Raw genomic sequence first — 9150 nt, 5'->3', positions numbered from 1 at the left:
GCCATGCTCATCCCACGGCGCGTCAAGCACCGCAAGCAGCACCACCCGAGCCGCTCCGGCCGGGCCAAGGGCGGCACCGAGATCAACTTCGGTGAGTACGCCATCCAGGCCCTGGAGCCGGCCTACGTCACCAACCGGCAGATCGAGTCGGCGCGTATCGCGATGACCCGGCACATCCGTCGTGGCGGGAAGGTGTGGATCTCGATCTACCCCGACCGTCCGCTGACGAAGAAGCCCGCCGAGACCCGCATGGGTTCCGGTAAGGGTTCGCCCGAGTGGTGGGTGGCCAACGTCAAGCCCGGTCGCGTGCTGTTCGAGCTGTCCGGGGTCGCCGAGCCCGTGGCCCGCGAGGCCATGCGTCGTGCGATCCACAAGCTGCCGATGAAGTGCCGCTTCATCACGCGTGAAGGAGAAGTGTGATGGCCGCCGGTCTGACCGCTCCCGAGCTGCGCGAGCTCTCTGCTGACGAGCTCGCCTCGCGGCTGCGCGAGTCGAAGGAAGAACTGTTCAACCTGCGGTTCCAGGTGGCCACCGGCCAGCTGGACAACAATCGGCGACTGCAGACCGTCCGCCGCGACATCGCCCGGATCTACACGATCATGCGCGAGCGCGAGCTGGGTCTCTCGGTCGCCCCGAACGAGGGTGTGGCATGAGCGAGACCCAGGAGTCGTCCGGCCCCGGCCTGGCCGGCCGTGGCTACCGCAAGGTCCGCGAGGGCCTCGTCGTCAGCGACAAGATGGAGAAGACCATCGTCGTCGAGGTCGAGGACCGCGTGAAGCACGGCCTGTACGGCAAGGTCATCCGCCGGACGAGCAAGCTGAAGGCGCACGACGAGCAGGGCGTCGCCGGTGTCGGTGACCGCGTGCAGATCATGGAGACCCGGCCGACGTCGGCCACCAAGCGGTGGCGGCTGGTCGAGGTCATCGAGAAGGCCAAGTAGTCCTGCGGGAGGCGGCCCGGCAGGGTCGCCCCAGGTAGGAGTACGCTGAACGACTGGCGCGCACCTCGTGGCTCGAGGGGGTCGCGCGTCACATCCCGGTACCCGTGCTTCGGACGCACCGGCGGCAACTGCCGCCGGTGCGTCCGCACGCGAGTGCCGGACAGCCGGTTCACCGTTCCGGCCCGGCTGTCACCACAAGTATTTGGGAGTAGGACGTGATCCAGCAGGAGTCGCGGCTGCGCGTCGCCGACAACACCGGTGCGAAGGAGATCCTCTGCATCCGGGTGCTCGGCGGCTCCGGGCGACGCTACGCGGGCATCGGCGACATCATCGTCGGCACCGTGAAGGACGCGCTGCCCGGTGCAGGCGTCAAGAAGGGTGACGTCGTCAAGGCCGTCGTCGTCCGCACCGTGAAGGAGCGCCGTCGTCCGGACGGCTCCTACATCCGCTTCGACGAGAACGCCGCGGTCATCATCCGCGACAGCGGCGACCCGCGCGGGACGCGCATCTTCGGGCCCGTCGGCCGGGAGCTCCGCGACAAGCGCTTCATGCGGATCATCTCGCTCGCCCCGGAGGTGCTGTGATCATGGCGGACAAGACCCCGTCGATGAAGGTCAAGAAGGGCGACACCGTCCTCGTGCTGGCCGGCAAGGACAAGGGAGCCAAGGGCCGCGTCATCGCCGCCTACCCCAAGCTCCAGCGGGTCCTGGTCGAGGGCGTCGGTCGCGTGCGGAAGCACACCCGCATCAGCTCGACCCAGCGCGGCGCCCAGCAGGGCGGGATCGTCACGCAGGAGGCGCCCATCCACGTGAGCAACGTGATGGTGGTCGACTCCGAGGAGAAGCCGACCCGGGTCGGCTACCGCAAGGACGAGGAAGGCCGCAGCATCCGGGTCTCGCGGCGCACCGGTAAGGACCTCTGAACCTCATGAGCGCACCCACCCGTGAGCTGCCCCGCATGCTCGCCCACTACCGCGAGACGATCACGCCGGCCCTCCAGTCGGAGTTCGGCTACGAGAACGTCATGCAGATCCCGCGCCTGACGAAGATCGTCGTCAACATGGGCGTCGGCGAGGCCACCCGCGACGCCAAGCTGATGGACGGCGCGGTCCGCGACCTCACCGCCATCACCGGCCAGAAGCCGGCCGTCGTCCGGGCCCGCAAGTCCATCGCGCAGTTCAAGCTGCGCGAGGGCATGCCCATCGGCGCGAAGGTCACCCTCCGCGGCGACCGCATGTGGGAGTTCCTGGACCGTCTGCTGTCGCTGGCGCTGCCCCGCATCCGCGACTTCCGCGGCCTGAACCCCAAGCAGTTCGACGGCCACGGCAACTACACGTTCGGGCTGAACGAGCAGTCGATGTTCCGCGAGATCGACGTCGACAAGATCGACCGTCCCCGCGGCATGGACATCACGCTGGTCACCACCGCGACCACCGACGAGGAGGGTCGCGAGCTGCTCCGCCAGCTCGGCTTCCCCTTCGCCGGCCAGCCCGTCGTCACGACCGTCCGCTGAGCCGGGCAGGAGAGAAGAGATGGCCAAGAAGGCGCTGATCAACAAGGCGGCCCGCACCCCGAAGTTCAAGGTGCGTGGCTACACCCGCTGCCAGCGGTGCGGTCGCCCGCACTCGGTGTTCCGCAAGTTCGGCCTGTGCCGGATCTGCCTGCGGGAGATGGCCCACGCCGGGGAGCTCCCGGGCGTTCGCAAGAGTTCCTGGTAAAACACCCCGTCCTCCCCACCCTTCGCAAGCTCAGGGTGGGACCCGGGACGGGGCCGGGCCGCTCCATCCCCTCACCAACGCACCACTGATCGCCGAAAGGCCCCGCGCCAAGTCCCCGATGACCCGGCGCACGAGGAACCGCGGCGAGAGAGGCACCACTACGTCATGACCATGACCGACCCGATCGCAGACATGCTGACGCGTCTGCGCAACGCCAACCAGGCGTACCACGACTCCGCGGTCATGCCGTCGTCGAAGCTCAAGACGCACATCGCCGAGATCCTCCAGCAGGAGGGCTACATCGCGGGGTGGCGCGTGGACGAGACCGACGCCGACGGCAAGCCGTTCAAGCAGCTGGTGGTCGACCTCAAGTACGGCCCGAACCGCGAGCGGAGCATCGCCGGCGTCCGGCGGGTCTCCAAGCCCGGTCTGCGGGTGTACGCGAAGTCGACGGCGCTGCCCAAGGTCCTCGGCGGCCTCGGCGTCGCGATCATCTCGACCTCGACCGGGCTGCTGACCGACAAGCAGGCGAACAAGAAGGGCGTGGGTGGGGAAGTCCTCGCCTACGTCTGGTAAGGGAGCGAACGACAATGTCACGGATCGGACGACTCCCGATCGCCGTGCCCGGTGGTGTCGACGTCGCCATCGACGGTCAGACGGTCAGCGTGAAGGGACCCAAGGGCACGCTCAGCCACACGGTCGCCGCGCCGATCACCGTCGAGCGCGACGAGGACGGCACGCTGCGGGTGCAGCGCCCCAACGACGAGCGGCAGAGCCGCGCCCTGCACGGGCTCTCGCGGACTCTGATCGCCAACATGATCACCGGCGTCACCGAGGGGTACACCAAGACCCTCGAGATCGTCGGTGTCGGTTACCGCGTCCAGGCGCGCGGCTCGGACCTCGAGTTCGCCCTGGGCTTCAGCCACCCCGTGCCGGTGAAGGCCCCGGAGGGCATCACCTTCGCGGTCGAGTCCCCGACCCGCCTGCGGGTCAGCGGGATCGACAAGCAGCTGGTCGGTGAGGTGGCGGCCAAGATCCGCAAGATCCGCAAGCCCGACCCGTACAAGGGCAAGGGCGTGCGGTACCAGGGCGAGGTCGTCAAGCGCAAGGTCGGGAAGACGGGTAAGTGATGGCTCAGGCAACTGCTCCCACGAACGGGAAGACCGCCGGCGGCCGCAAGCCCGTCGGCACCGACATCAGCACCGCGCGGCGCGTCTCGCGCCTGCGTCGGCACAACCGGCTGCGCAAGCGGGTCGCCGGCACGCCGGAGCGCCCGCGCCTGGTGGTCAAGCGCAGCTCGCGCCACATCCACGTGCAGGTGGTCGACGACACCGTCGGCCGCACCGTGGTGAGCGCGTCGACCATGGACGCCAGCCTGCGTGGCGCCGAGGGCGACAAGTCCGCCCTGGCCCGCCAGGTGGGTGCCCTGGTGGCCGAGCGCGCGAAGGCCGCCGGCATCACGGCGGTCGTCTTCGACCGCGGGGGCAACCGCTACGCCGGGCGCATCGCCGCGCTGGCCGACGGTGCCCGCGAGGGTGGGCTGGACTTCTGATGACCAGCCACCGCACCAGCACGAGCGAGCAGATCGAGAGGGACGTCTGATGCCAGGACCACAGCGACGCGGCGGCGGCGCCGGCGGCGGCAACGACCGCCGCGACCGTCGTGACGGCGGGCGGGGCCCCGGAGGCGCTCCCGCCGAGAAGAGCAACTACATCGAGCGCGTGGTGGCGATCAACCGCGTGTCCAAGGTCGTCAAGGGTGGTCGGCGCTTCAGCTTCACCGCTCTGGTGATCGTGGGCGACGGTGACGGCACCGTGGGCGTCGGCTACGGCAAGGCCAAGGAGGTGCCCGCGGCGATCGCCAAGGGCGTCGAGGAGGCGAAGAAGCACTTCTACAAGGTGCCGCGCATCGCCAGCACCATCCCGCACCCCGTGCAGGGTGAGGCGGCGGCGGGCGTCGTGCTCCTCAAGCCGGCGAGCCCCGGTACCGGTGTCATCGCCGGTGGCCCGGTGCGCGCCGTGCTGGAGTGCGCCGGTATCCACGACGTGCTCTCGAAGAGCCTCGGTTCGTCGAACCCGATCAACATCGTGCACGCCACCATGCAGGCGCTGAAGGACCTCGTCCGCCCCGAGGAGATCGCGGCCCGCCGTGGTCTGCCCCTCGAGGACGTCGCCCCGGCCGCCATGCTGCGTGCGCGTGCGGGTCAGGGGGTCTGAGATGGCGCAGCTGAAGGTCACCCAGGTCAAGTCCGCGATCGGCACCAAGCCCAACCAGCGCCAGACGCTGCGCTCGCTGGGCCTGAAGAAGATCAACGACTCGGTCGTCCAGGAGGACCGTCCCGAGATCCGCGGGATGGTCGCGACGGTGCCGCACCTCGTGCGCGTCGAAGAGGTCTGAGGAAAGACTCGCTATGACACTGAAGGTCCACCACCTGCGTCCGGCCCCCGGCGCCCACACCAAGAAGACCCGCGTGGGTCGTGGTGAGGGTTCCAAGGGCAAGACGGCCGGGCGCGGTACGAAGGGCACCGGCGCGCGGGGCACCGTCTCCGCGCGGTTCGAGGGTGGGCAGACCCCGCTGAACATGCGGCTGCCCAAGCTCTCGGGCTTCAAGAACAACAACAAGGTCGTCTTCCAGGTCGTCAACCTCGACCGGATCGCGGCGCTGTTCCCGCAGGGGGGCGCGGTCAACCCGGACACGCTGGCCGAGGCCGGCGCGGTGCGCCGCGGCCAGCCGGTCAAGGTGCTGGGCACCGGTGACCTCGGCGGGATCAAGGTCGACGTGCACGCGAACGCCTTCTCCGCCTCGGCTGCCGAGAAGATCGCCGCGGCCGGCGGCAGCACCACCGTTCTCTGAGTAGAAGGACCCCTTCCCCTCCCTCGGCCCCGTCCGGAGGCTCACCGCGAGCTCGCGAGCGGTGAGGGGGACGGGGTCCTTCTCTTGCTAACCTCACTCGACCGAACAGGGGAGGGCACGTGCTGCAGGCGTTCGCCGCGGCGTTCCGGACGCCAGATCTCCGGCGCAAGCTGCTGTTCTCCCTGGCGATCATCGCCGTCTACCGGCTGGGGGCGGCGGTCCCGGGGCCGGGCGTCTCGGTGGAGGCGATCAACAGCTGCCTGGAGCAGGCCCAGGCCTCCGACCAGCGGGACCTCTACTCGCTGGTGAACCTCTTCTCCGGCGGCGCGCTGCTCCGGTTGAGCGTGTTCGCGCTGGGGATCATGCCCTACATCACCGCGAGCATCATCGTGCAGCTGCTGGTGGTGGTGATCCCGCGCTTCGAGCAGCTGAAGAAGGAAGGGCAGTCGGGTCAGGCCAAGCTGACCCAGTACACCCGCTACCTCACCATCGCGCTGGCCGTGCTGCAGAGCACCGGCATCATCGCCCTCGCCCGCAGCGGGCAGCTGTTCCCGAACTGCAGCCAGGAGATCATCCCGTCGGAGTCGGTCTGGACGACGGTGATCCTGGTGATCACGCTGACCGCCGGCACCGCGCTGATCATGTGGCTCGGCGAGCTGCTGACCGAGAAGGGGATCGGCAACGGCATGTCCGTGCTGATCTTCACCTCGATCGCCGCGCGGATCCCGGCCGAGGGCGGCTCGATCCTGCAGACGCGGGGCGGCATCGTCTTCGCCGTCGTGTGTGCCTTCGCCGTCGTGATCATCGGCACCGTGGTCTACGTCGAGCAGGCGCAGCGCCGCATCCCGGTGCAGTACGCCAAGCGGATGGTCGGCCGCCGGATGTACGGCGGCACGTCGACCTACCTGCCGCTGAAGGTGAACCAGGCCGGCGTCATCCCGGTCATCTTCGCCTCGTCGCTGCTGTACCTGCCCCAGCTGATCACCCAGCTCCAGGGCAACGAGACCGGAGCGGTGCGTCGGTTCTTCGAGAACTACGTGATCGACCAGAGCAGCCCGGTCCACGTCGCGATCTACTTCGCGATGATCATCTTCTTCACGTACTTCTACGTGTCGATCACGTTCAACCCGGAGGAACGGGCCGACGACATGAAGCGCTACGGCGGCTTCATCCCGGGCATCCGGCCGGGGCGGCCCACCGCCGAGTACCTGCAGTACGTCCTGTCCCGGATCACGCTTCCGGGGTCGATCTACCTGGGTCTGGTCGCAGTCCTGCCGAACCTCTTCCTGTCGATCACGCAGGAAGGGCAGAACCAGAACTTCCCGTTCGGTGGAACCGCTGTCCTGATCATGGTCGGAGTGGGGTTGGAGACGGTGAAGCAGATCGAGACGCAACTGAATCAGCGCAACTACGAAGGGTTCCTGAAGTAGTGCGCATCGTCCTCCTGGGCCCCCCCGGAGCGGGCAAGGGCACCCAGGCGCAGATCATCGCCGCCAAGCTCGGCGTCCCCGCGATCTCGACCGGCGACATCTTCCGCGCCAACGTGAGCGGGAAGACGGAGCTGGGCCAGAAGGCCAAGGTCTACATGGACGCCGGCGACCTCGTGCCCGACGAGATCACCGTCGCCATGGTCAAGGACCGGCTGGCCGAGGACGACGCGGAGTCGGGCTTCCTGCTCGATGGCTTCCCGCGCACCATCGCCCAGGCCGAGCAGCTGCGGGAGTCCCTCACCGAGCTGGGGCAGAAGCTCGACCGCGTCGTGGAACTCGTGGTCGACGAGGACGAGCTGGTCCGGCGGCTCTCGGGTCGGCGCATGATCGTGGACGGTAAAGAGGTCCAGCGCGACGACGACAAGCCCGAGACGGTGCGGCACCGGCTGCACGTGTACCGGGAACAGACCGCACCGGTGGCAGGCTTCTACGAGGACGAGGGGCTGCTCGCGCGCATCGACGCGATCGGTCCGGTCGAGGAGGTCACCGCCCGGGCGCTGCGCGCGCTGGGCGCTGACGATGACGGCGAGGCCGGTCAGCCGGCGTGAGCCACCGGCCGGCCGGTGCGGTGAAGGAGCGACGCGGAAGATGACGGCAGGCATCCTCGGCCGCCTTCCGTTGGTCGCGAAGTGGAGTGGACGCATGATCCAGATAAAGACGCCGCACGAGATCGAGCTGATGCGGGGCGCGGGGCTCGTCGTCGCGGGAGCGATCGCGGCCGTCCGCGCTGCCATCCGCCCGGGGGTCACCACGGGTGAGCTCGACGCGATCGCCGAGGACCACATCCGCAGCGCGGGTGCCGTGCCCTCGTTCCTGGGGTACCACGGCTTCACCGGCAGCATCTGCGCGTCGATCAACGACGAGATCGTGCACGGCATCCCGCACAAGGACCGGGCGCTCGCCTCGGGCGACAACATCTCGATCGACTGCGGGGCCATCCTGAACGGCTGGCACGGGGATTCCGCCGTGACGGTGACGGTGGGGGATCCCTCTGCCGAGGATGCGGCGCTGCTCGACGTGACGGAGCGGTCGATGTGGGCGGGGCTGGCCCGTGCCGTCGCCGGCGGCCGGCTGACCGACATCAGCTCCGCGGTCGAGCAGGTCATCCGGGCCGAGAGCCACCCGTACGGCATCGTCGACCACTACGGCGGGCACGGCATCGGCACGGAGATGCACCAGGACCCGCACGTGCTGAACTACGGGCGGCCGGGCCGTGGCCCCAAGCTCGTCCCCGGCCTCGCCCTGGCGATCGAGCCGATGGTGACCGTCGGCGACCCCGCCACCGTGGAGCTCGAGGACGGTTGGACGGTCGTCACGAAGGACGGGTCGCGCGCGGCACACTTCGAGCACACGGTCGCCATCACCCCCGAGGGTCCGTGGGTGCTCACCGCCGAGGACGGCGGCGTCGCGGGTCTGGCGCCGTTCGGGATCACGCCCCGCACCTGAAGAAGGACCCCGACCTCCTCACCCCTCGCACGCTGGGAGTGAGCCCCTGATCGGGCCGTTCAGCACGTCACCACTGTCACTCCGGGGCGGGTTGGTGACGCGTGGGACATCGGGGTACGATCTTCTGTGGCGCTAGCGCCGTTCTGTCGTCGTGCTGTGGCCGCATGACGCAGAGCGCCCTCTGCGAGAGCGCCGGCACCACCCGATCTGCAAAGTCCCGAGCGCGTCCAGCCGGTCATCGGCGCGGCCGCGCGAAGGAACCAGTACCACCGAGTCAAGGAGTGCGTGTAGGGCATGGCGAAGAAGGACGGGGCCATCGAGGTCGAGGGTCGCGTCGTCGAGCCGCTGCCCAACGCGATGTTCCGGGTCGAGCTGCAGAACGGGCACCGGGTGCTCGCCCACATCAGCGGCAAGATGCGGCAGCACTACATCCGCATCCTGCCCGAGGACCGCGTGGTCGTGGAGCTCTCGCCCTACGACCTGACGCGCGGTCGCATCGTCTACCGCTACAAGTGACCGTCACGGACCCGCACGGCGTGCGCGGTCCGGGCACATCGATTTCGAGGAATGAGGGGCGGCACCGGTGAAGGTCCAGCCGTCGGTGAAGAAGATCTGCGACAAGTGCAAGGTGATCCGCCGGCACGGCCGGGTCATGGTCATCTGCGACAACGCCCGGCACAAGCAGCGCCAGGGCTGAGGGAGT

At 69.0% G+C, this 9150-nt stretch carries 18 protein-coding genes; all 18 read left to right on the top strand.

Features of this window, described 5'->3' with window-relative positions; all coding sequences use genetic code 11:
- Positions 1–3: 3 nt before the first annotated feature.
- The 18 genes from rplP (at position 4) to rpmJ (ending at position 9144) form a co-directional block, all read left to right on the top strand.
- Positions 4–420: a 50S ribosomal protein L16 gene (rplP, locus tag ACI799_RS03535; protein WP_014377986.1), complete on the top strand. Its 417-nt coding sequence runs from the start codon at positions 4–6 to the stop codon at positions 418–420.
- Entirely contained in the window at positions 420–653 is a 234-nt protein-coding gene (gene rpmC, locus ACI799_RS03530; RefSeq protein ID WP_097194642.1) for a 50S ribosomal protein L29, read from the top strand. Before rplP ends, rpmC begins: the two co-directional genes overlap by 1 nt.
- Entirely contained in the window at positions 650–940 is a 291-nt protein-coding gene (gene rpsQ / locus ACI799_RS03525; RefSeq protein ID WP_456590452.1) for a 30S ribosomal protein S17, read from the top strand. Before rpmC ends, rpsQ begins: the two co-directional genes overlap by 4 nt.
- A 215-nt stretch (positions 941–1155) precedes the next feature.
- Positions 1156–1524: a 50S ribosomal protein L14 gene (gene rplN / locus ACI799_RS03520; protein WP_305998210.1), complete on the top strand. Its 369-nt coding sequence runs from the start codon at positions 1156–1158 to the stop codon at positions 1522–1524.
- 2 nt (positions 1525–1526) lie between these two features.
- Positions 1527–1862 carry a 50S ribosomal protein L24 gene (rplX, locus tag ACI799_RS03515; protein WP_456590451.1) on the top strand — a complete coding sequence of 112 codons (336 nt, stop codon included), beginning with the start codon at positions 1527–1529 and terminating at the stop codon, positions 1860–1862.
- A 5-nt stretch (positions 1863–1867) separates the two neighbouring features.
- A complete protein-coding gene (gene rplE, locus ACI799_RS03510; RefSeq protein ID WP_456590450.1) occupies positions 1868–2452 on the top strand; it encodes a 50S ribosomal protein L5 in 585 nt (194 codons plus the stop codon).
- 19 nt (positions 2453–2471) lie between these two features.
- Entirely contained in the window at positions 2472–2657 is a 186-nt protein-coding gene (locus ACI799_RS03505; protein ID WP_091929101.1) for a type Z 30S ribosomal protein S14, read from the top strand.
- 165 nt (positions 2658–2822) lie between these two features.
- Positions 2823–3233, top strand: coding sequence for a 30S ribosomal protein S8 (gene rpsH / locus ACI799_RS03500; protein ID WP_456590449.1), 411 nt, complete (start codon positions 2823–2825; stop codon positions 3231–3233).
- 14 nt (positions 3234–3247) lie between these two features.
- Entirely contained in the window at positions 3248–3787 is a 540-nt protein-coding gene (gene rplF, locus ACI799_RS03495) for a 50S ribosomal protein L6 (RefSeq protein ID WP_456590448.1), read from the top strand.
- Positions 3787–4209: a 50S ribosomal protein L18 gene (gene rplR / locus ACI799_RS03490; RefSeq protein WP_456590447.1), complete on the top strand. Its 423-nt coding sequence runs from the start codon at positions 3787–3789 to the stop codon at positions 4207–4209. The genes rplF and rplR overlap by 1 nt, the downstream gene beginning before the upstream one ends.
- 49 nt (positions 4210–4258) lie before the next feature.
- Entirely contained in the window at positions 4259–4873 is a 615-nt protein-coding gene (gene rpsE / locus ACI799_RS03485) for a 30S ribosomal protein S5 (protein WP_026857030.1), read from the top strand.
- 1 nt (position 4874) lies between these two features.
- Complete coding sequence (rpmD, locus tag ACI799_RS03480; protein ID WP_284491275.1) at positions 4875–5054, top strand: 50S ribosomal protein L30; 180 nt, start codon at positions 4875–4877, stop codon at positions 5052–5054.
- A 13-nt stretch (positions 5055–5067) separates the two neighbouring features.
- On the top strand, positions 5068–5511 hold the full coding sequence (gene rplO, locus ACI799_RS03475; RefSeq protein ID WP_456590446.1) for a 50S ribosomal protein L15: 444 nt from the start codon (positions 5068–5070) through the stop codon (positions 5509–5511).
- A gap of 119 nt (positions 5512–5630) precedes the next feature.
- Entirely contained in the window at positions 5631–6941 is a 1311-nt protein-coding gene (gene secY, locus ACI799_RS03470; protein ID WP_456590445.1) for a preprotein translocase subunit SecY, read from the top strand.
- Entirely contained in the window at positions 6941–7549 is a 609-nt protein-coding gene (locus ACI799_RS03465; protein ID WP_456590444.1) for an adenylate kinase, read from the top strand. Before secY ends, ACI799_RS03465 begins: the two co-directional genes overlap by 1 nt.
- Before the next feature lie 40 nt (positions 7550–7589).
- Positions 7590–8447 carry a type I methionyl aminopeptidase gene (gene map / locus ACI799_RS03460; protein WP_456612457.1) on the top strand — a complete coding sequence of 286 codons (858 nt, stop codon included), beginning with the start codon at positions 7590–7592 and terminating at the stop codon, positions 8445–8447.
- Positions 8448–8741: 294 nt separating this feature from the next.
- Entirely contained in the window at positions 8742–8963 is a 222-nt protein-coding gene (infA, locus tag ACI799_RS03455; RefSeq protein WP_012950459.1) for a translation initiation factor IF-1, read from the top strand.
- Between the two features lie 67 nt (positions 8964–9030).
- Positions 9031–9144 (top strand): 50S ribosomal protein L36, encoded by a 114-nt coding sequence (rpmJ, locus tag ACI799_RS03450; protein ID WP_012950458.1) that lies wholly within the window; start codon positions 9031–9033, stop codon positions 9142–9144.
- The last annotated feature ends 6 nt before the right edge of the window (positions 9145–9150 follow it).

Source organism: Blastococcus sp. SYSU DS0753 (assembly GCF_054051175.1).
This window is presented reverse-complemented; position numbering and strand designations above follow the sequence as displayed.

Bases quoted from the DNA above. Each gene is read 5' to 3' on its own strand.
- rplP (WP_014377986.1), top strand. From the start codon at position 4: ATGCTCATCCCACGGCGCGTCAAGCACCGCAAGCAGCACCACCCGAGC.
- rpsH (WP_456590449.1), top strand. From the start codon at position 2,823: ATGACCATGACCGACCCGATCGCAGACATGCTGACGCGTCTGCGCAAC.
- rplE (WP_456590450.1), top strand. From the start codon at position 1,868: ATGAGCGCACCCACCCGTGAGCTGCCCCGCATGCTCGCCCACTACCGC.
- rpmD (WP_284491275.1), top strand. From the start codon at position 4,875: ATGGCGCAGCTGAAGGTCACCCAGGTCAAGTCCGCGATCGGCACCAAG.
- rpmC (WP_097194642.1), top strand. From the start codon at position 420: ATGGCCGCCGGTCTGACCGCTCCCGAGCTGCGCGAGCTCTCTGCTGAC.
- rplF (WP_456590448.1), top strand. From the start codon at position 3,248: ATGTCACGGATCGGACGACTCCCGATCGCCGTGCCCGGTGGTGTCGAC.
- ACI799_RS03505 (WP_091929101.1), top strand. From the start codon at position 2,472: ATGGCCAAGAAGGCGCTGATCAACAAGGCGGCCCGCACCCCGAAGTTC.
- rplR (WP_456590447.1), top strand. From the start codon at position 3,787: ATGGCTCAGGCAACTGCTCCCACGAACGGGAAGACCGCCGGCGGCCGC.
- rpsQ (WP_456590452.1), top strand. From the start codon at position 650: ATGAGCGAGACCCAGGAGTCGTCCGGCCCCGGCCTGGCCGGCCGTGGC.
- infA (WP_012950459.1), top strand. From the start codon at position 8,742: ATGGCGAAGAAGGACGGGGCCATCGAGGTCGAGGGTCGCGTCGTCGAG.
- rpsE (WP_026857030.1), top strand. From the start codon at position 4,259: ATGCCAGGACCACAGCGACGCGGCGGCGGCGCCGGCGGCGGCAACGAC.
- rplX (WP_456590451.1), top strand. From the start codon at position 1,527: ATGGCGGACAAGACCCCGTCGATGAAGGTCAAGAAGGGCGACACCGTC.
- rplO (WP_456590446.1), top strand. From the start codon at position 5,068: ATGACACTGAAGGTCCACCACCTGCGTCCGGCCCCCGGCGCCCACACC.
- map (WP_456612457.1), top strand. From the start codon at position 7,590: ATGACGGCAGGCATCCTCGGCCGCCTTCCGTTGGTCGCGAAGTGGAGT.